Raw genomic sequence first — 19,735 nt, forward strand, 5'->3', positions numbered from 1 at the left:
TAACTCTTCTGTCTTCCGCAGGAGAGTTATTCGTTTATGTAGGCCAACAAATCCCCCTTTGTGAGAGGGACGATGCCTTAGTCCAGTTTAAAGTAGTGAGCTTAAAATCATTCCTATGAGTAAAATAAAGCCAATTATGACGTTTTCTTCAAAAAGCTTGTTATAAATTTTGCGAGAGAGATTCGGTTTACGAACTTTCAGGTATTGTTTGAGCCAAAGACCAACGGCGATCGCCCAACTAATTACATAGACGAACAAGTTGATATCTAAAGCTTTTCCAAGAAAAATTAGACAAAGAGCTGTAAGAATAAAAAAAATCCCGATCGCTTCCGGGGCAAATTTACCAAAAAAAATAGCACTGGAATTAATGCCAATTTTTAAATCATCCTCCTGATCAGAAAGGGCATAAATAGTATCAAAACCTAAAGTCCAAAAAATAGTCGCGCCCCACAAAAGCCAAGTTGCTTGTGTTAAATTTTGGGTGACAGCACTCCAACTAATCAGAACCGCAAAGCCCCAAGCGATCGCCAAAATAAGCTGAGGAATTGGGAAAAATCGCTTAGCTAAAGGGTAAACAATAATGACTGGGACAGCAGCCACACAAAGCCAAAAACTGAGGGGATTTGTCCAGGGATTGAAATAAAACGCGAGACCAGCAGAAGAAAAGAAGAAGGCGATCGCCGTCACAATCCCCACTTTGACTGTCAGTGCTTTAGAGGCAAGGGGACGTATTTTGGTTCGCTCTACTTGGGGATCAATATCACGATCCCAGAGGTCATTGACTACGCAACCGGCTGCGCTGGTCGTAATCGCCCCAAGGATAACGACTAAAACCAGTTTCCAATCGGGGCGTGCCTCCGCCGCAAGGAACACGGCCCAGAGAGCAGGAATGATTAAGATTAAACGTCCCGCTGGTTTGTCCCAACGGAGTAAATAGACAATTTTTTTCCAGGTGGGGTCAGAAACCATAGGATTTTAGGGAAGAGATGTCAGAAACAGTGAGTAAATTGGAGGTAATCCTTAATAATAGAGAAGTCAGCAAAGATGACAGACATTAACCATGGCTACTTCCGTCTATCAGCTTAAAACGAATTCCACCCAATTTGCGAACGTCAAGCAAGGGGAAGACTGCACCCTCGCGGCAATCGACATTGGCACAAACTCCATCCATATGGTGATTGTGAAAATCCAGCCGAGTCTACCTGCTTTTACTATCGTGGCACGGGAAAAAGATACAGTGCGCTTGGGTCACCGCGATCGCCTCACGGGGAATTTAACAGAAGTTGCCATGGAGCGTTCCCTTGCTGCCCTCCGTCGTTGCCAGGATCTGGCCATCAGTTTTCAAGTCGATTCTCTAGTGGCCGTGGCGACAAGTGCCGTCCGTGAAGCGCCCAACGGCCCAGAGTTTCTCCAACGCATTAAGACAGAATTAGGTTTAGAAGTCGATCTCATTTCTGGCCAAGAAGAAGCACGCCGCATTTATCTCGGCGTTTTGTCTGCGGTTGATTTTAATCAACAACCCCATGTGTTGATTGATATTGGCGGTGGTTCGACAGAAATTAGCCTCGTTGAAAGCCATGAAGCTCGTTTTTTGAGTAGTACCAAAGTGGGAGCGGTACGTCTGACCCAGGATTTTGTTAGTACTGACCCGATCAATGACCGTGAATTTACGGCCCTACAGGCTTATATTCGCGGCATGTTAGAACGGCCCATTGAAGAATTACAAGAGCATCTTTGCCCGGAAGAACAGGTGCAAATGATTGGTACTTCGGGTACTGTTGAAACCTTGGCAGCAATGCATGCAATGGCTGATCTAGGGACAATCCCGAATCCACTCCATGGGTATTCTCTTTCTCGACAGGATATCGGGAAATTGATCCAAGAGATGCGCATTTTAGACTGTCATGGGCGGTCTGATTTGCCGGGGATGTCTGATCGACGGGCCGAAATTATCCTCGCTGGCGCGATGATTCTCCATGAAGCGATGGAGCTGTTGGGATTAAAAAAAATCACCCTCTGTGAGCGGGCCTTACGGGAAGGGGTAATTGTGGATTGGATGCTCTCCCATGGTTTGATTGAAAGTCGCCTGCAATATCAGAGCTCCATTCGGGAACGGAGTGTGATGGCGATCGCCAAAAAATATCGAGTTGATCTAATCGCCAGCGAAAGAACAGCCGTATTTTCCCTGAGCTTATTTGACCAACTCCAGGGTTATCTGCACCAGTGGGATACTGAAGCACGGGAGTTATTATGGTCAGCGGCAATCTTGCATAATTGTGGCCTCTATGTCAGCCATGCGGCCCACCACAAACATTCTTATTATTTGATTCGTAATGCTGAACTGCTTGGTTTTAATGAAACTCAGCTAGAGATCGTTGCCAATTTAGCCCGCTATCACCGCAAGAGTAAACCCAAAAAGAAACATGAAAATTACCAAAATTTAATCCAGAAAGAACACCGACAAATGGTTAGTGAACTGAGCGCCATGATGCGCCTTGCCGTTGCTCTCGATCGGCGCCAAGTGGGGGCGATCGCCAATATTGCCTGCAACTTTAATCCTAAGCAGCGAGAATTAACCCTAAAGCTGACCCCAACCCATGCAGATGACCCCTGTGAATTGGAATTGTGGAGCTTAGGCTACAACAAAGATATCTTCGAAGAAGAATTTGCTGTGACTGTAACCGCTCAGCTATGCCCCTAAACTCTTAAAATAGTAAAGCCCAGTTAATCTTTTCTTAAATCGCTAGATTCTGAGCTGTGGCGATCGCCCCTGTGACTAGCTCAGATCCCCCCTTACTGCTAACCTTTTAGAGAAGATTTCGTTTATTTGACTACACCGTAAGAGAACAATTGTGGTTCTGAGTACTCCCAAAGCCGATTTAACCTCTGTCCCCTTTCCAACCCACCATGCCGCAAAATGGCCGGGTTTAATTAACGCATATCGTCAGTATCTCCCTGTCACCGATAGCACCCCCGTAGTCACCCTCTATGAAGGAAATACGCCCCTAATCCCAATCCCCAGTATTGCCGCAGAAATTGGTAAAGGGGTGCAGGTTTATGCAAAATACGACGGGCTGAACCCCACCGGGAGCTTCAAGGACCGGGGGATGACCCTGGCAATCACCAAGGCCAAAGAAGCGGGCGCGGAGGCAGTGATTTGTGCCAGTACCGGAAACACATCAGCGGCGGCGGCAGCCTATGCCAGACGGGCTGGATTGCGAGCATTTGTGCTCATTCCCGATGGCTATGTAGCCCTGGGTAAACTGGCCCAAGCGCTTTTATACGGTGCGGAAGTAATCGCCATTGAAGGGAATTTTGACAACGCCCTGAGCATTGTGCGGCAAATGTCAGAAAATTATCCGGTAACCCTTGTAAACTCCGTGAATCCCTATCGCCTCCAGGGTCAAAAAACAGCAGCCTTCGAGGTGGTAGATGCCCTCGGTGAAGCCCCCGATTGGCTCTGTATCCCCGTGGGGAATGCTGGGAATATCTCCGCCTATTGGATGGGTTTTTGTGAGTATCACGAGTTGAATAAATGCAGTAAGTTACCCCGAATGATGGGTTTCCAGGCAGCAGGTTCTGCACCATTTATTCAAGGTGGACCTGTACATAACCCTGAAACTCTCGCCACTGCGATTCGGATCGGTAACCCCGTGAACTGGGATAAGGCCCATGGGGTCCAGGCGGCCAGCCAAGGGGCGTTTAATGCTGTCACAGACCAAGAAATCATTGAAGCCTACCGTAAGCTTGGTGCTAACGAAGGAATTTTCTGTGAGCCGGCCAGTGCTGCTTCGGTAGCGGGTCTTTTGAAGGTGAAAGATCAAGTGCCAGCCGGGGCAAAAATCGTCTGTGTTTTAACCGGGAATGGTTTAAAAGATCCCGATGCAGCGATCGCCCACAGTGTATCTAAGGGGCAAACGGGCATTCCTGCCAATATGGAAGCAGTGGCTAAGGCCATGGGATTTTAGGTAGAACGCCATTAAATATCACTAACTTAAACCAAGAAGCGCCTAAATCTCCTGGGATTTAGGTTCTTTTGTTTAAATGTTCAAAATTTATCTACTATGCTCGTTTTAACCGCCGCTCAACTTGGACAACTCATTACCCAAGCCCAGAACAGTTATCCCGAAGAATGCTGCGGTCTATTACTTGGGCATGGTAAGACAGTAGAGCAGATCTGGCCTACGGCAAACAGTTGGACCCTGGAATTCAGCCAAGCGATGCCGGAACTCCTGCCCTCAGAGCCTCAGTCCCAGTCGCGCCGTGATCATTTTGCGATCGCCCCTCGGGAAATCCTCCAGGCCCAAAAATTTGCCCGCACCGCAGGATTAGCGATTATTGGCATTTACCATTCGCACCCTGACCATCCCGCAGTCCCCTCTGAATATGACCGGGCGATCGCCTGGGATATTTACTCCTACCTCATTCTTTCTGTAGAAAATCGTCGAGTGACCGCTTACCACAGTTGGACGCTTGATGGCGCTCGGCAATTCCAAGAAGAAACGCTGCAAATTCAGCCAAGTCAATCTCGAACTCTCTAAAATTGAAATTATTCTGCCCCATAAGGTTTATATGATGCGGTATCAACGCTGGTGGCGCTTACCAATGCTCACCTTTTTTTTTATTGGCGTCCGGCTTGGGATCAATCGAATTAATCCATCCCCCAGTCCACCGCCACCACCCCAAGAATTTATCAGTCAGCAGGAAGCCGACTCTACCCTGCCAATCCGTAACAATCCCAGCACCGAAACCATTGAGCGGCAAATCCACGAAAAAATTAACACCTACCGAAATAGCTTGGGTCTTAAACCCCTGACCCTCGACTATCGCATCACCAATGAGTCTCGCCTATACAGTGCAAAAATGGCCTCAGGGGAAGCAACGTTTTCCCACGATGGTTTTGAAAATAGAGCTGCTAGTTTAGAAAAACAAGCTTTAAAATATGCCAGTGTTGCAGAAAATCTAGCACTCATTCAAGGTTATGACGATCTTGCCACCGTCGCGGTTGAAGGCTGGATTGATAGCCCCGGCCACCACAAAAATATCATTGGTGACTTTGATTTGACGGGCATCGGCGTAGTTCAAAACCAAGAGGGAGCTTATTACTTCACACAACTTTTCTTAAAGCGCCTTTGAATTTGGGCTGCCATCTACTGTTGATGGTTAGACAATGTTGCCACTGGCTTCCCTAGGTTGTGTTTCTAGGGAATCAGGACTATCTGGGGTTTGAATCTCCGCTGTGGTTTGGACTGCGTTGAGCTCAAACCAAAAAGTCGTACCGATACCCACTTCGCTAATGAGATGAATTCGGCTGTGGTGTTTATCGATAATATTTTTGACAATGGACAGACCAAGCCCCGTTCCTTCTAAGGTGTGCACACGGTTTTCTACCCGGAAGAAACGGTCAAAAATGGCCTCTTGGTCTTCTGGATCGATGCCGATGCCTGTATCGGATATTTCAATGCGCACATGCTCGGGGTCATGGGGAACTTGGTACGCTCTGACGCTCACTTGGCCGCCAGCACGGGTGAATTTGAGTGCGTTCCCCACCAGATTTGTGAGGACTTGCAATAAGAGATCGTAGTGTCCCAGCACCATAGGTAGATTGACGTCGAGCTCATGGGTCAGGGTAATTTCTTTATCGCGGGCGTTGAGCTGGTGGGTGCGTAGGGTTTGTTCGATGGGCTGACTGATGTCTACTTCATCGAGGCGATACACTCGAGAAGATTCGAGGCGTGATAAATCTAGTACATCATTGACTAAGCGGGTCAGGCGATCGGTTTCGTTGTTGGCTGTTTCGAGGAAATCTTGCCGCTGCTGTTCGGTGAGATCGTCTCCATATTCATGGAGTGTCTCAATAAAAGATTTGATATTAAATAGGGGAGTCCGTAATTCGTGAGAAACGTTACTGATGAATTGACTTTTGGCCTTATTTAATTCTGCTTCTTTCGTAATATCTTGGACGGTGATTGCGATGCCTCGAATGTTGGTTTTATTTTTGTCTAAAACTTCGGTGAGAAGAATCCGGACCGTTGTGGCTTCGGCGCTGTTATCGACCATGTCTTCGAGGCTAATTTTAAATTCGTTGCCCCGCATGGTTTCTTCTGCGTCTCTTTTGACGGCATGGTGTTCTACCAGAAAATCGGAGTCTAGGTTTTCGCCGATCGCCATCTGGTGGAGAGGACGGGTAATTTGAGTTGTGACGGAGGCGGGTAGATGATGGAGAACGCTTTCACTGATAATTGGTTTCTCGTCCCAGTGGAAAATTTTGCGGGCGGTGGGATTGGCCAAGATAATTTTTAGGTCGGTGTCCAGGAGAATCGCGCCATCGGCGATCGTGGTGACGAGGGTTTCAAGTTTGGCTTTTTCGGAGGTGAGTTCTTCGATATTTTGTTCTTCGTAGCTAGCGAGACGCTCGGCCATTTCGTTGAAGTTGACGATGAGCTCGCCGAGTTCACCGCCGAAGGGGAGGTCGATGCGTTGCTCAAAATTTCCGGCGGCAATGTTCTTGACACCGTCCAGAAGCTCTTTGATCGGCCGCGTGATGGTAAGGGCGTTGAAGACGCCACCGAGGATCACCATTACCCAGATAAAGACAAATACGGCTAGGGTAACGTCTCGCGTTAGGTTAGAGGAGGCAACCACGGTGGCGTTGGGGTTAATGCCCACAACTAAGATGCCGAGATACTCGTCGCTTTGGTAGAGGGGGACGAAAACATCGGTAATTTCACCGTTTGGGGTGAGATGTTGTTTGGCGATCGGCAAAAAGCTTTGGGCGTTGTATTCGTCGGGGGGGGTAATGCGTCGCTCGATGGTGAGACTGTTTTTTACTTCGGCTTCTGAGTAGGGGATGCCATAGACTATTTTGCCGTCTGGGTCGGCATAGATGAGATAACGAACGTTTTCGGTGCTGTTATAAAAACGGTTGGTAAAGAGTGCAAGGTCGGAGAGGTTGTGATCGGCCACCAAGGGGGCAACGTTTGCTGCAAGGAGGAGGCCGAGGTCACTACCAAAGCGAGTATCGTTCGAACGGGCATCTTGCTGGATTGAATTCACTGCCCAAAAGGTAAAACCACTCATCAACAGGGATACGGCCAGGGTCGCGGCGGCCATGAGCTTGGTCTGTAGCGTAAATTCTGACCACCAGCGGGAAAGGATATTACGAAGTTTGGTGATGAGGGTTAGCAAGGTGTTTTCGGGGGTGAACGAACCGGATCAAGTTTGCTTTATTAAATACAATGTAACGTTTTGTTGCAAGCTATGCCTTTTTGAGGCGATGGCCAATGTCGCGACGGTAGTACATTCCTGGGAATTGTACTTGGGGAACGGCCTGGTAAACGTTGGCGATCGCCCGATCAAAATTTTCGCCGCGGCAGACAATCCCAAGGACACGGCCACCATCGGTTAACAAAGTATCTCCCTCTAATTTAGTCCCTGCATGAAAAACCGTCGCCCCCAGAGCTTCGGCTTCTTGGAGCCCCGTGATTACTTTGCCTTTTTCGTAGGTGCCGGGATATCCAGCAGAGGCTGCCACGACACAGACTGCACTCCCTGCATACCACTTGAGCGGTGGCAGGGTAGCGAGGGTTTGGTTGATGCAGGCGAGCATCAGTTCATCTAGGGGCGTTTCCAGGAGGGGCAGAATTGCTTGGGTTTCTGGATCCCCAAAGCGACAGTTAAATTCCAGCACTTTTACCACACCACTAGGACTCACCATCAGACCCGCATAGAGAATGCCCCGATAGTCAATGCCTCGCTTTTGCAGGGTTTTGAGGGTGGCTTCGAGCACATCGGTTTGTACCTGGGCCATAATTTCAGGGGTGGCGATTGGGGTGGGTGCGTAGACCCCCATGCCGCCGGTATTTTCGCCAGTGTCCCCTTCGCCAATTTGTTTATGGTCTTGGGAAGGCAGGAGGGGGCGGATCGTTTTGCCGTCGGTTAATGCCAGCACGGATACTTCTTGACCGACGAGGAATTCTTCTACCACCAGGGTTTTGTAGCCTTCTGCCCAGAGGCGATCGACAGCATTTAAGGCCTCTTCTAAGGTTTCAGCGACAATCACTCCTTTCCCGGCAGCGAGGCTATCGGCCTTGACAACGATGGGGGCTCCCTGGCTTTCGATATAGTCTTTCGCTGCTTGGGGGTCGGTGAAGGTGCCAGAGGCGGCGGTGGGAACCCCCGCTTCGATCATCAGTTCCTTGGCCCAGGCTTTGCTGGCTTCGATGATTGCCCCGTCTTTTTGCGGGCCAAATACGGGAATATTTTGTTCATTTAAAAAATCTGCGAGGCCGAGGGAAAGGGGCACTTCGGGGCCGACGGCAACGAAATCAATGTGATGGTCACGGCAGGCTTGGGCAATACCAGCGAAGTCATCCACGGCGATCGGGAGATTTTGACAATTTTCCAAGAGAGCTGTGCCGCCATTACCGGGGGTGCAAACGATTTTTTCGACATTGGGAGATTGGAGTAATTTCCAGGCGATCGCATGTTCCCGGCCACCGTTGCCCACCACAAGTACATTCATTGTTGCTAATTCAACCTTTTTTAATTGATCAATCTTCTATTCTATCGGAAGAGTTTCACTCCTTGGGCATTATGATAAGGTTCAGACCCTCAAAGGAAAACGTTAAGATGAGCTGTCGGGAAATATTGGCTGGGTAAACCTTGTGGGTAGCGATCAAAGTATTTTCAAAGAAATTCTTGAAAAACGCCTTTTGCCAGGCTTGAGTGTCTGTATTTGTGCGATCGCCACAGTCATTATTTGGCGAGAATTTCGTCGTATTAATTGGGGCTTAGTCTGGGAAAGTCTCAATAATTTATCTATGGTTCAATTAGGAATCGCTTGCTTTTTTATACTATGTAGTTATGGGGCGATCTCCAATTATGATCTCTTAGCTTTTCGATATATCAAAAAAAGATTATCTCCCTGGAAAATTGCCTTTGCTGGTTTGATTACCTATGCTATCAGTCCAAATGTAGGATTTGCTTTTCTCTCAGGGAGTATGTTGCGCTATCGACTCTATCGCCAGTGGCACATTTCAAACATAGAAATTGCTCAGATTATTGCTTTTACGAACCTTAATCTCTGGGTTGGTTTATTACCAGTGAGTGGTTTGATTTTTGCTCTTTTTGAGTTTTCTTTACCCACCGCCATCGAGTTGCCTTTTTTCTCTCACTCGTTACAAGGATTTGGGATTTTTTGTTTAGGCATGAGCAGTTTATATGCTTTGGGCACAGTGATGCTGACCAAGCCACTACGATGGCACAATTATCATTTTCAATTCCCTTCCCTCGGGATTTCTCTACAACAGATTTTAATCTTTAGTTTAGATTGGGGTTTTGCGGCCTTAGCGCTCCATGGCTTACTGGATGCGCCGATCGCCTATCCTGCTTTTTTTGGCATTTATGTTCTGGCGATGGTGGCTGGTTTGATCAGCACGATTCCAGGCGGTTTGGGGATTTTCGAGACGGTGATGCTTTTTTTTCTCCAGTCGACCCAAACGGAAGAAGTAATCTTGGCGACTTTGATTGTATTCCGTGTCTTGTACTATCTGCTGCCATTCTCAATCGCCGTGACAGCTTTGTTGTGGTTTGAGTACTGGCAGACCACAAAAACCAATTAATATCAGGCTTGCCGAGATTAAAAATAGTTAATGATTGTGGTGGGTATTTTGCCGGAGCCACTGGGCAAACGTTTCGATGGCAGCAGCTTGGGAGGCTTGGGTCCCTGCGAGGTCTGAAAACGTCTGGATAACGTCTTGTTCTGGGGCAATGAGTTCAAAGCCATTGATCGCTAAAAAAGTATAGACAGCAATTAAAGAAACTTGTTTGTTGCCGTCAAGAAAACAATGGTTTTTGATGAGACCATAGCCATAAACAGCGGCTAATTGACAAAGATCTGGGGACTCTGTGTAATGAAAAAGATTTTTTGCTTTGTTGAGGCTAGAGATAATTAATCCAGGATTCAAGATCCCTGACTGGCCCCCAAAAATAGCGATGATTTCCTTATGTATTTCATAGATATCTGCCCCATTGAGCCAAGTGGGTTCTTTCATTGTGCAAGTTCTGCGAGAGCCTGTTGATATTTTTTGATGCCGCGCTGGGCAATCTTCATTTTTTGTTCTAGGTTGAGGTCAGCGCTAGGGGCTTGTTGATATTTTATGAGGAGTTCTTCTAGGGCGATCGCCAATAGTTCTTCGAGTGATAAGCCAAGGCTTTGGGCCACAGTTGTTGCTTTTTCTGCGAGGCGATCGGGTAATGAAATGTGCTGAGACATGGTAAACCCTGTGATGAATGTCAAAACTGATGATTTTATTCTAGGTGGGCCTCCGTTGAAAAATTGGTGGTTATTCTGAGCTAAACGTTAAACCCGTATACTGTTCAAGCTCCCTAGGAGAAATTTTCCCGAGCCGAAAATCTGCACCAAGGGGGGTGTCCTGGGAAAAAATATAAGCCTCAGTGGTGTTGTTGTAGGTGATGATCCGCCAAAAATAGTCTGGGATTTGATGGGGCTCGTCGGCATTGGGGAGTTGCGTTTTTCGAGGCGATGTTGAGTCACGGGCATCGTAGGCAGTGCCGACAATAGTATGAACCTCGCCATAGCGCCTGACGAGGTCACGTTCATATTCTTCAAGGTCCTTCCACGCACCCCGGTTTAGGTCGGCTTTTTGGGGCGTGATATTGCTGAGATAGTTGGTTTTGTACCAGTTTCCCCCCCGAAAGGAAGCCAAGGGAGCAAGATGACCCCGGTCGTAGTTATGGGCTTGGTAAGCACCTCGATAGTCTTCTGGTTCTAGGGTGACGTCCCTATGGAGGTCTGGATCAGCAGCCCATTCGCGGTCTTGGTTGGAACTCCCCGTAATTGTTTCTCGGTCTAATCGGAAGGCCACCCAGTCGGCAAACTTGGTTTCAGGGTTTGCACTTAGGCAATAGATTGAACGGACAAGTAGGTCATTGGTGGCGGGGGTTCCCTGGGGAATGCCATTGGGGAGATGGGCCGGGCAGGCAGTAGCCGGATTTTGGGTTGCAGTGCTGCTGGGTGATTCTGCAGGATATTCTGTGGGGCGAAAAATCAGGAGGGCTGCACCGACCAATAGGCCGTAGGCCAATCGTCTACCAATGCGGGTTTTAAGGATATATTGAATCCGTTTTGTAATCATATTCATCGGCACTGCCCAAGGCCCCCTTCGTTGTCGGTTGAATACCCATAAACTAGGCGGTAATGCTATTTAAAAATTCATCGTCTAGGTCGTAGCCGAGGAGCTGGGCGATCGCCTTCACCCGTGATTGGGGTTGGATGTCAAATTCAGGGAGTACTTCACTGAGACAAAAGACTTTACCCATCACAAAAATTTCGAGGGCTTCAGGGTTGTATTGAATCCCTTCGGTGCGATGAAACTGATGGGGGACAAGCATTGCTGCATAGCGGCCTAGTTCGCCACTTTTCCAGTCGAGCAGAAAAGGAAACCAGGGAAAAACAGCATCAAGGCGTACAAACCAGAGACGAACTTCAGGAATTTCTGATAGCTCGCGGGGATCATTGCTTTCCCGGGGGAAATCGATGATTAACTGAAACTTTTGCTCATGATCAGCCAGGGCATTGTCCAACAGAATGGACTGTACCAAAATTTTGATGGGCTCTAGATTGAGACTGAGGATATCGCGGTGGGGAATTTTGAGCTCTGCCATGGTTGCATTGGTCAACAGTCTTCCCATTGTAAAGCTTGGAGATGGGTACTGAGATCGCCGAGACTCGTGAATTCGAGCGGGGAATCTCGCCAAGAACTGCCCTCTGCCGGACTTCTCGTTAAAATCCAGCGGGTGGGTTGTGCTTTGAGCTCTAAATGCAACGGGCAAGGACCCTGGACCACTTCAAACCCTAGGCGATTTAAGGCCCGCTCTGTCCAGGTGGCCACCAGTCCTTCTCCCTGAAACTGGATGGGCGATCGCCATTGGTGGTGTAATTGAAATTGGCCACTGGTTTGATCAAAACAGAAAATGTCACTACTAAAGGTACGCCCCAGATAACCCTGGAGAGCCAATTCTTCGGGCGTGCCGACCACAAGCGTTTGGTCGGGGGTAATGAGCCACAGCTGATCGGCGCAGCGCAGGGCTAAATCTAAGTCATGGGTAGACATCAATACTGTACGGCCCCGCTGGTGAGCCAGTGATCGCAGCAATTGCATCACTTCTACGCGCCGGGGTAAGTCTAGGTAGGCAGTGGGTTCATCGAGCAAAATTAGACTGGTTGCCTGGGCTAAGGCCCTAGCAATCATTGCCTTTTGTCGTTCACCGTCACTGATATTATTCAGGGGCTGATCCTGTAGGGCCGTTAAGCCTACGGCGGCGATCGCCTCCCGGACAATTTTTTGGTCCTCCGGCCCCAAGCGTCCCTGCCAATCGGTGTGGGGGTAACGTCCCAAAGCCACCAATTCCAGCACTGATATCCAGGCTAAATCGACCCGGTTTGTCAGTACCAAACTTAAGCGCTTCGCCCGCTGGGGCCCGTTGAGTTTGTCGAGGCGTTCCCCCTGGAGCCACACATTACCCTTCTGAGGCGTTTCTAAACCCGCCAAAATTCGGATTAGGGTCGATTTTCCGGCGCCGTTGGCCCCCACCAGGCAGACAAACTGTCCTTGGGCGATCGCCACATTGAGATTTTCTAAGAGGGGGCGTCGCCGATAACCCAGAGCTAAATTTTCTGTCACCAACAGGGGAAATGATGTCGGCGATCGCTGTCCCCTAAAAGTCAAATCGCTACCCCTCAGCTGAGGGTCGCTTGGGCTTTCACCCGGGAGCAGACCCAATCATGGGGGAGTGCCGAGGGCCAGCCCATCAACCGCGCTTCCGGGCAAATAGTCGTAATTGTTAACTGGCAGTCGAGGAGCTCAAAGCCCTGTTGCTGACATTGGGCAATGCTATGTTTGTTGATGGCCACATCTTCAAATTCAATGGTTTTATTGCACTGCACACAGACGAGGTGGTGGTGGTGGGCCTGGGACTGGTTTAATTCATAATGCTTGTGACCTTCTGCTAGTTCTAGTTCCCGTAAAATGCCCATGCGGGTCATCAACTTGACACTACGATATACCGTCGAAAGGCTAATGTTTTCCTGTTGGCTCAAGAGCTCTTGGTGTAAATCTTCCGCACTGAGATGCTCTCCCTTCGGTAAATTTAGGAATGTACCCAGAATTTTTTCCCGCTGGGGCGTTAGCCGCCAACCCTTAGCATTCAGTTCCGTCTTGAGGGCGCTCACATCGTAGGAAGGTACTAGCATTTTTTTCAACAAGTTCAGCTTATTGACAATCATAAACGCCCCATTCCAGTTTTGCAACAATCTGGGCTTATTGCGAATAAATGCCAATATTTATTTTTTTACTTCTGTCAAGAGGAAGTCTAAATCTAAATATTGTTCGATGTGATTGGCTAGGGTTTCTAAGATCATCTCCCGACATTCATGAAAATCGGCGATTCCGGTCGGCAGAGAGGTCAAACCGCGCTTGTGACGGAGGGTGTTGAGCCAGAAACGACGCCAGGGGCCATTGTTAAACAAGCCCTGTAGATAAATGGCCCAGATGCTCTGGTTTTGGTTGATAATGCCTAGATTGTTGGTTTTGAAAAGTTGTCGATAGCCGCTTTTGAGGTTGTAGTTAAGGAGCTCCCAGGGGAGAGGGCGACCTTTGAGGAGCAGAGTGGGCCAGGGGAAAAGCGAAATGATTTCCTCCTGGGGGAGGAAGACATTTGTTGCTTCTTGAATTTGACCTTCAAAGGGCATCAGGCCGAGGGCCCGTTGTCGTTTGCCGTTGGGTAGCCGGAGGTTTTGGCTACAGAGGGTTGCACCGTTACCAATGCCCAAAATCGTCCCCCCGGCCTGAAGATAGTCTTGGAGTTGTTGGGGATAGCTATATTTCTGGAGTTGCTCCAGGTCGGCGATCGCCTGATTGGTGGGCGGAATAATCACTGCGTCGGGGTAGCCTAAGGGTTCTGTGGGGTCGATAAATTCTAATTGGAGGGAGGGCTCGCTCCGTAGGGGATCAAACTCTAGATAGTCCTGAAAGTGAGGCAGTGTTAAAACTTGCACCCGCAGTTTATTTTGGGGCAGATTCTCATCGGTTTTTTGAAATGTTAAAGCACTGCTGGGGGAAAAGGCTAAATCCCTGAGGGGCGGCAAATAACCCAAAACAGGACGCTGGATCTGCGCTGTGATCCATTGGGTGACCTGGTCAGCAGCGGGGCGATCGCCTTGCCACTGATTCAGCACAATGCCTCGAATCAGTTGGCGATTTTCTGGAGAAAGCCGTTGCCACAGACCCCAGAGTTGATTGAGTTCTCCTTCGTTTTTGCAATCTAGCAATAGGATACCGACTGTGGAGGGCTGTAGATTTTTTAACAATTCGAAGTTTTGGTCACTGTCGGCATCAATGGGGTAGTAGAGGCCGTGGCGATAGGTATCACACAGCAAAATATCGTAATCTTGTTGAAGTTGCCCCAAGCATTCTCGAATTAAGGGGCGCGTAATTTCGTAATAGTTTTGGTAATAATCTGTCCGGCTAACGGTGCCAATGCCTCGGCCCTGGATGAGCAGTTGAAAGCTTGCTTGGGATTGGTCGGCGGGGTGATGAGCTTTAAGCAGTACCGGATTTAGTCCTGTGGTCGGCGGAATTTGAGCGGCCCAGGCCTGCCACGCAGCTGACTGGCTAATTTCTGCGAGGCTATTGATCCGATAGCTCTCCTGGGTGATTTCCGTTTGACTTTGGAAGGGGGCGACTCGCCACCCTGAACGCGCTAGGGAGCGGCCCAAGGCGATGGTCAGCCACGATTTACCAGACCGACGACTAGGGCTAAAAATGGCGATCGCCCGCATGGTATTGCCTCACACTAAACCAAAGATCGAAATGCTCCAGACCTAGATTGTACCCCTAGACCGAGAAACGACTAAGCCAGCGCTGAAGCCAATTTTGCGATCGCCTCCACCAAGAGAGTTGGATCCCTTGGGGATCTTTTTCCCACTGGGCTAATACTTGGCGGCCGAGGGGCGTCAACCGGAAACTATCAGTGAGTCCTTGGCCATCTACCTCTCGCCGCAAAAGGCCCACCTGAATTAGCCACATCATCAGATCTTCCACGGCTACCTCAGAAAGCGATCGCCTACTATAGCCAGCTTTGATGCCCTGTTCCCCCGCGATTTCCCCAAGGGCGACCCGTTGATCCTTCATGGCGGCCAATAGTTGCCACTGGAACGGACTACAGGCAAATGCCACCGCTGCCCGCTGGATCGTCCCTGGGGCATACTGAATCGGTTTGGGTGCAAAGGTTTGGGTCATGGCACGAAAAAAACAAAATATGAATGTCTGAAGTCGTTTCTTCAAGAAAATTGTAGCCCCTAGAACAGCCCGGTGCCGGGGAAAGAAAATGATTCCTATCAGATTTGACTAGGGAAGCGATCGCCATAAATCTCACAAAACCCCAGTATTTTCTTTGCGAGATACATCGTTTTATTGACTTTTGTTTTCTTCCCCAGGAAGGTGAAAATCATTTGCGAAAATGGCACTGACTGGCATTACCTTTGCTGCTCAATGCTATTACTTTTTGGGAGTAGAAATACTTATGAAACTTGCCTATTGGATGTATGCAGGCCCGGCCCACATCGGCACTTTACGCATTGCCAGTTCCTTCAAAAATGTCCATGCGATTATGCACGCTCCCTTAGGTGATGACTATTTCAATGTGATGCGCTCAATGCTAGAGCGGGAACGCAATTTTACCCCTGTTACCACCAGTGTCGTTGATCGCAATGTCCTGGCGCGGGGCTCCCAGGAAAAGGTCGTTGATAACATTGTCCGCAAAGACCAAGAAGAAGCCCCCGATCTGATTGTCCTGACCCCCACCTGCACCTCGAGCATTCTCCAGGAAGATCTGGAAAATTTTGTCAGCCGCGCCCAGCTCGAAGCAAAAGGGGATGTGATCCTTGCCGACGTGAACCACTACCGTTTCAATGAACTCCAGGCAGGCGATCGCACCCTCCAGCAAATCGTCAAATTCTATTTAGATAAAGCCCAAAAACAGGGAGACCTCGCCACCGAAAAAACGGCACAACCATCGGTGAATATTCTCGGCATTTCTACCCTCGGATTCCATAACAACCATGACATCCGCGAATTAAAAACCCTGATGGCAGATCTCGGTATCACCATCAATTTAGTTGTACCAGACAAAGCCTCGGTTCATGATTTGAAAAAATTGCCCCAAGCTTGGTTTAATCTCGTGCCTTACCGAGAGTTGGGCTTGGCTACGGCGCAATATCTTGCACAAACATTTGACCAGCCCTACGTGGATATTACCCCCATGGGTGTGGTGGAAACGGCCCGCTGTATCCGTGCCATCCAAGCGATTGTGAACAGCCGGAGAGTAACAGCAGATTACGACGCTTTTATCGAGGAACAAACCCTCCATGTGTCCCAGGCGGCCTGGTTTAGCCGTTCCATCGACTGTCAAAATTTAACCGGCAAAAGGGCGATTGTCTTTGGAGATAATACCCACGCCGCCGCCATGACCAAAATTCTCGCGCGGGAAATGGGGATCCATGTGGTCCTCGCAGGCACCTACTGCAAATATGATGCGGACTGGTTTCGCCAGGAAGTGAGTGAATATTGTGATGACATCTTAATTAGCGAAGACCATGGGGAAATTGCCGATGCGATCGCCCGTTTGGAACCTGCTGCTATTTTCGGGACGCAAATGGAGCGCCATGTGGGTAAACGGCTAAACATTCCCTGTGGTGTCATTGCAGCACCGATTCATATCCAAAATTTCCCCATCGGTTATCGGCCTTTCTTGGGCTACGAAGGCACCAATCAAATCGCAGATTTGGTCTACAACTCTTTCACCCTAGGCATGGAAGATCATCTGCTCGAAATTTTTGGGGGCCACGATACCAAAGAAGTGATCACCACAACCATGTCCGCAGGGTCCGACCTCAACTGGACCACAGAAGCCCAGGGACAACTCCAGAAAATTCCTGGCTTTGTGCGGGGCAAGGTGAAGCGCAACACCGAAAAATACGCCCGCAACCAGGGGTTCAATGAAATCTCCCTAGAAGTGCTCTATGCGGCGAAGGAGTCTGTCGGCGCTTAAGGTCTGCGAAAATCTGCGCTAAAGTGAAAAGCCGATTTGTGATTGGTGGATCTCGCCCATGGTTAAAGTTGTCTTTTTCGGTACGCCCCAATTTGCGGTGCCCCATTTGGAAGCGCTCCTGGCCCATCCAGACATTGAGGTGCTAGGGGTCGTCACCCAACCGGATAAGCGCCGGGGCCGGGGTAGTCAGCTGATCCCCTCAGCGGTTAAAAAAGTGGCGATCGCCCACAATTTACCCGTATGGCAACCGAAGCGAATTAAGAAAGACCCTGAAACTTTAGCGATGCTCGAAAACCTGCAGGCCGATGTGTTTGCGGTGGTCGCCTATGGCCAGTTGCTGTCGTCGCAAATTCTCCAGATGCCCCGACTCGGTTGCGTCAATGGCCATGGTTCCCTGCTGCCAAAATATCGTGGGGCCGCGCCGATCCAATGGAGTTTAGTCGATGGGGAAACGGTGACAGGAATGACCACCATGCTCATGGATGAGGGGATGGATACTGGGGCCATGCTTTTAAAATCAGAAATTCCTCTGGATCTGTGGATAAATGCCCAAGATTTAGCGGTGCAAATGGCCCGTTCTGGGGCGGCCTTACTCACAGAAACTTTAATCAAATTGGCCCGAGGAAGTATCGTCCCCACTCCCCAAGATCCAGATCAAGCTACCTATGCACCTTTAATTAAAAAAGAAGATTTTTCCTTAGATTGGCAGAAAGGGGCGATCGCCTTACATAATCAAGTGCGCGGTTTTTATCCCAACTGTGTCACCACCTGCCGCGATAAACCATTAAAAGCCCTCGAAACTGTCCCCATTGTGCCGGAATGTTTCGACCAGTATCCGCCAGAATATGAACCCCTCAAGCCATTGATTGGGAGTACAGGCAAAGTTGGAGAAATTGTAGCGATCGCCAAAAAGTTTGGCCCCGTGATCCAGACAGGAGATGGTCTCTTACTTCTAAAACAGGTGCAACCCAGCGGCAAAAAGCCCCAATCCGGCTGGGATGTGGTGAATGGGCTGCGCTTGGATATTGGTGAGTCGTTGCTTTCTTGAGAAACTACCCCATAAAAGAAAGCCCAAGGTACATACCCTGGGCTTTTTGAGTTAAATCAATTTTCTCAGTTTAGGGACGAGAATTTTGGCTCATTCCCTGCATTTGAGCTGTTCTCACGGTGATGTTGCTTGTCTGCTCACCCCGCTGCACTTCTAATCTCAAATTGGCATTGACACCACTGCCTTCAACCTTGGCTTGGAGTTGTTGGGCGTTGGCGATCGCCTCACCATCAATTTTCGTGACTACATCGCCACGCCGTAAACCGGCACTCTCTGCCGGGCTACCAGGAACAACCCCTAGTACCAAAACGCCTTGAATTTCTGGGAGAGTGACCGGAGAATTCGGATCAGCATTGTTTTCACGGGCCAAGTCTGGGGTGAGGCTGACCATGCGAATCCCGATGAAGGGGTGGGGTACCTGTTGACCAGCGGCCAGGGTCGGTTCTAGCTCTTTCGCTTTGTTGATGGGAATTGCAAAACCAATCCCCATGGCATCTCGACGAATGGCTGTATTGATCCCAATTACTTCCCCCGCCGCATTCAGGAGAGGGCCACCGGAGTTACCCGGGTTGATCGCCGCGTCCGTTTGTAAAAAATCCACCCGTTTGTCTGGGATACCCGCCTGGGCCGAGGGACGTTCGAGGGTGCTGATAATCCCTAAGGTCACAGTATTGTTTAGACCGACTGGATTCCCGACGGCGATCGCCCAATCGCCGACTTCTACCCCGCCAGAATCACCGAGGGGGGCAACGGGGATTGATTCATTGCGGGGGTCGATTTTCACAACGGCCAGATCCGTTACCTCATCGGCCCCTTTCACTTCCCCTTCAAAACTGCGGCCATCTTTGAACGTAACCGTTACCCGGTCGGCACCACTGACGACGTGGGCATTGGTGAGGATCACCCCAGAGCGGTCGGTGATAAAACCAGAGCCTTGGCCCGTCACAACTTGACGTTGCTCACTGGGGAATTGCATTCCGAAGCGATCGCCAAAAAACTCCCGGAAGAAAGGATCATTCATAAACGGATCTTGGAAACGCTGCACCACAGTTCTTTCTGTATCGATGCGCACCACCGCTGGCCCAGTCCGAGCTACCGCATCGGCCACAAAGTTTCGACCCGCCGTCATGGGCACAGGCACTGCGGCCACCTCTAGGGGGGGGGTTGTATCCGCTAGGGGTTGATTGAGGGTTTGGCTAGAGCCCTGGATCGCCCCAAAAGTAATCGCACAACCCACACAGAGCGCAACGATGTGGGTCGTAAATCGCTGGATAAATTTTGATCGTCTCATAGCAACTTTTGTATTCAATCTATAATCGGGTTCGGGATGCTCGCGACCGCCGGCTATGGGCCCGGAAAAATGCCACCGCAAGGTTTTAAGACTAATTTTAGCAACTACCATTGCCCCATTGAAGTGAGGATTTTTCGCCACAGATCAATGTCACAGTCAAATTATTGACGTTGGCATTTCCGACTTTGTTCAAGATACCGGACAAAATTTTCAAGGGAATTTCAAAAATAGTCGCACCAGGCCCAAAGAGTCTAAACGATGAT

The 19,735-nt window shown here is 49.4% G+C and carries 19 protein-coding genes; 7 read left to right on the plus strand and 12 right to left on the minus strand.

Annotated elements, in window-relative coordinates; genetic code table 11:
* Window positions 1–87: 87 nt before the first annotated feature.
* Window positions 88–969: a 4-hydroxybenzoate solanesyltransferase gene (locus ACZ45B_RS06705; protein ID WP_024545654.1), complete on the minus strand. Its 882-nt coding sequence runs from the start codon at window positions 967–969 to the stop codon at window positions 88–90.
* Between the two features lie 91 nt (window positions 970–1,060).
* Between ACZ45B_RS06705 and ACZ45B_RS06710 the strand changes: the two genes are divergently transcribed.
* The 4 genes from ACZ45B_RS06710 to ACZ45B_RS06725 all read left to right on the plus strand — a co-directional run bounded on the left by ACZ45B_RS06710 (window position 1,061) and on the right by ACZ45B_RS06725 (window position 5,136).
* Window positions 1,061–2,701, plus strand: a complete 1,641-nt coding sequence (locus ACZ45B_RS06710; protein WP_024545653.1) for a Ppx/GppA phosphatase family protein — start codon at window positions 1,061–1,063, stop codon at window positions 2,699–2,701.
* Window positions 2,702–2,858: 157 nt separating this feature from the next.
* Window positions 2,859–3,968, plus strand: coding sequence for a threonine synthase (gene thrC, locus ACZ45B_RS06715; protein WP_236612433.1), 1,110 nt, complete (start codon window positions 2,859–2,861; stop codon window positions 3,966–3,968).
* Between the two features lie 96 nt (window positions 3,969–4,064).
* Window positions 4,065–4,541, plus strand: coding sequence for a M67 family metallopeptidase (locus ACZ45B_RS06720; protein WP_024545651.1), 477 nt, complete (start codon window positions 4,065–4,067; stop codon window positions 4,539–4,541).
* Complete coding sequence (locus ACZ45B_RS06725; protein ID WP_464675019.1) at window positions 4,477–5,136, plus strand: CAP domain-containing protein; 660 nt, start codon at window positions 4,477–4,479, stop codon at window positions 5,134–5,136. Before ACZ45B_RS06720 ends, ACZ45B_RS06725 begins: the two co-directional genes overlap by 65 nt.
* 27 nt (window positions 5,137–5,163) lie before the next feature.
* Here ACZ45B_RS06725 and nblS read toward each other — a convergent pair whose 3' ends face one another.
* On the minus strand, window positions 5,164–7,188 hold the full coding sequence (gene nblS / locus ACZ45B_RS06730) for a two-component system sensor histidine kinase NblS (RefSeq protein WP_024545649.1): 2,025 nt from the start codon (window positions 7,186–7,188) through the stop codon (window positions 5,164–5,166).
* A 70-nt stretch (window positions 7,189–7,258) separates the two neighbouring features.
* Complete coding sequence (gene purD / locus ACZ45B_RS06735; RefSeq protein ID WP_024545648.1) at window positions 7,259–8,524, minus strand: phosphoribosylamine--glycine ligase; 1,266 nt, start codon at window positions 8,522–8,524, stop codon at window positions 7,259–7,261.
* Window positions 8,525–8,666: 142 nt separating this feature from the next.
* On the opposite strand from purD, the gene ACZ45B_RS06740 reads away from it, so the two are divergent.
* Window positions 8,667–9,623 (plus strand): putative bifunctional lysylphosphatidylglycerol flippase/synthetase, encoded by a 957-nt coding sequence (locus tag ACZ45B_RS06740; protein ID WP_051352918.1) that lies wholly within the window; start codon window positions 8,667–8,669, stop codon window positions 9,621–9,623.
* A 27-nt stretch (window positions 9,624–9,650) separates the two neighbouring features.
* Here the strand turns inward: ACZ45B_RS06740 and ACZ45B_RS06745 are convergent, their stop codons facing one another.
* The 8 genes from ACZ45B_RS06745 to ACZ45B_RS06780 all read right to left on the minus strand — a co-directional run bounded on the left by ACZ45B_RS06745 (window position 9,651) and on the right by ACZ45B_RS06780 (window position 15,323).
* A complete protein-coding gene (locus ACZ45B_RS06745; protein WP_024545646.1) occupies window positions 9,651–10,055 on the minus strand; it encodes a type II toxin-antitoxin system death-on-curing family toxin in 405 nt (134 codons plus the stop codon).
* Complete coding sequence (locus tag ACZ45B_RS06750; protein ID WP_024545645.1) at window positions 10,052–10,276, minus strand: hypothetical protein; 225 nt, start codon at window positions 10,274–10,276, stop codon at window positions 10,052–10,054. The genes ACZ45B_RS06745 and ACZ45B_RS06750 overlap by 4 nt, the downstream gene beginning before the upstream one ends.
* Window positions 10,277–10,346: 70 nt before the next feature.
* The gene (locus tag ACZ45B_RS06755; RefSeq protein ID WP_024545644.1) at window positions 10,347–11,165 is read right to left on the minus strand and encodes a DNA/RNA non-specific endonuclease; all 819 of its coding nucleotides are present in this window, start codon (window positions 11,163–11,165) and stop codon (window positions 10,347–10,349) included.
* 46 nt (window positions 11,166–11,211) lie between these two features.
* On the minus strand, window positions 11,212–11,715 hold the full coding sequence (locus ACZ45B_RS06760; RefSeq protein ID WP_236612432.1) for a CRR6 family NdhI maturation factor: 504 nt from the start codon (window positions 11,713–11,715) through the stop codon (window positions 11,212–11,214).
* Window positions 11,700–12,752: an ABC transporter ATP-binding protein gene (locus tag ACZ45B_RS06765; RefSeq protein ID WP_024545642.1), complete on the minus strand. Its 1,053-nt coding sequence runs from the start codon at window positions 12,750–12,752 to the stop codon at window positions 11,700–11,702. The genes ACZ45B_RS06760 and ACZ45B_RS06765 overlap by 16 nt, the downstream gene beginning before the upstream one ends.
* A gap of 11 nt (window positions 12,753–12,763) precedes the next feature.
* Window positions 12,764–13,276, minus strand: coding sequence for a Fur family transcriptional regulator (locus ACZ45B_RS06770; RefSeq protein ID WP_024545641.1), 513 nt, complete (start codon window positions 13,274–13,276; stop codon window positions 12,764–12,766).
* Between the two features lie 90 nt (window positions 13,277–13,366).
* Window positions 13,367–14,863 (minus strand): nucleotide-binding protein, encoded by a 1,497-nt coding sequence (locus ACZ45B_RS06775; protein ID WP_024545640.1) that lies wholly within the window; start codon window positions 14,861–14,863, stop codon window positions 13,367–13,369.
* 55 nt (window positions 14,864–14,918) lie between these two features.
* Complete coding sequence (locus tag ACZ45B_RS06780; RefSeq protein WP_024545639.1) at window positions 14,919–15,323, minus strand: Npun_F0494 family protein; 405 nt, start codon at window positions 15,321–15,323, stop codon at window positions 14,919–14,921.
* A gap of 283 nt (window positions 15,324–15,606) precedes the next feature.
* On the opposite strand from ACZ45B_RS06780, the gene bchB reads away from it, so the two are divergent.
* A complete protein-coding gene (gene bchB, locus ACZ45B_RS06785) occupies window positions 15,607–17,133 on the plus strand; it encodes a ferredoxin:protochlorophyllide reductase (ATP-dependent) subunit B (RefSeq protein ID WP_024545638.1) in 1,527 nt (508 codons plus the stop codon).
* Window positions 17,134–17,191: 58 nt separating this feature from the next.
* The gene (gene fmt, locus ACZ45B_RS06790) at window positions 17,192–18,181 is read left to right on the plus strand and encodes a methionyl-tRNA formyltransferase (protein WP_024545637.1); all 990 of its coding nucleotides are present in this window, start codon (window positions 17,192–17,194) and stop codon (window positions 18,179–18,181) included.
* A gap of 70 nt (window positions 18,182–18,251) precedes the next feature.
* Here the strand turns inward: fmt and ACZ45B_RS06795 are convergent, their stop codons facing one another.
* Complete coding sequence (locus ACZ45B_RS06795; protein WP_024545636.1) at window positions 18,252–19,472, minus strand: HhoA/HhoB/HtrA family serine endopeptidase; 1,221 nt, start codon at window positions 19,470–19,472, stop codon at window positions 18,252–18,254.
* Between the last annotated feature and the right edge of the window lie 263 nt (window positions 19,473–19,735).

Source organism: Picosynechococcus sp. NKBG15041c (assembly GCF_055380235.1).

Coding starts and splice junctions, on each gene's coding strand:
- ACZ45B_RS06705 (WP_024545654.1), bottom strand. CDS start 969: ATGGTTTCTGACCCCACCTGGAAAAAAATTGTCTATTTACTCCGTTGG.
- ACZ45B_RS06710 (WP_024545653.1), top strand. CDS start 1,061: ATGGCTACTTCCGTCTATCAGCTTAAAACGAATTCCACCCAATTTGCG.
- ACZ45B_RS06720 (WP_024545651.1), top strand. CDS start 4,065: ATGCTCGTTTTAACCGCCGCTCAACTTGGACAACTCATTACCCAAGCC.
- ACZ45B_RS06725 (WP_464675019.1), top strand. CDS start 4,477: ATGGCGCTCGGCAATTCCAAGAAGAAACGCTGCAAATTCAGCCAAGTC.
- purD (WP_024545648.1), bottom strand. CDS start 8,524: ATGAATGTACTTGTGGTGGGCAACGGTGGCCGGGAACATGCGATCGCC.
- ACZ45B_RS06745 (WP_024545646.1), bottom strand. CDS start 10,055: ATGAAAGAACCCACTTGGCTCAATGGGGCAGATATCTATGAAATACAT.
- ACZ45B_RS06750 (WP_024545645.1), bottom strand. CDS start 10,276: ATGTCTCAGCACATTTCATTACCCGATCGCCTCGCAGAAAAAGCAACA.
- ACZ45B_RS06755 (WP_024545644.1), bottom strand. CDS start 11,165: ATGAATATGATTACAAAACGGATTCAATATATCCTTAAAACCCGCATT.
- ACZ45B_RS06760 (WP_236612432.1), bottom strand. CDS start 11,715: ATGGGAAGACTGTTGACCAATGCAACCATGGCAGAGCTCAAAATTCCC.
- ACZ45B_RS06770 (WP_024545641.1), bottom strand. CDS start 13,276: ATGCTAGTACCTTCCTACGATGTGAGCGCCCTCAAGACGGAACTGAAT.
- ACZ45B_RS06775 (WP_024545640.1), bottom strand. CDS start 14,863: ATGCGGGCGATCGCCATTTTTAGCCCTAGTCGTCGGTCTGGTAAATCG.
- ACZ45B_RS06780 (WP_024545639.1), bottom strand. CDS start 15,323: ATGACCCAAACCTTTGCACCCAAACCGATTCAGTATGCCCCAGGGACG.
- bchB (WP_024545638.1), top strand. CDS start 15,607: ATGAAACTTGCCTATTGGATGTATGCAGGCCCGGCCCACATCGGCACT.
- fmt (WP_024545637.1), top strand. CDS start 17,192: ATGGTTAAAGTTGTCTTTTTCGGTACGCCCCAATTTGCGGTGCCCCAT.
- ACZ45B_RS06795 (WP_024545636.1), bottom strand. CDS start 19,472: ATGAGACGATCAAAATTTATCCAGCGATTTACGACCCACATCGTTGCG.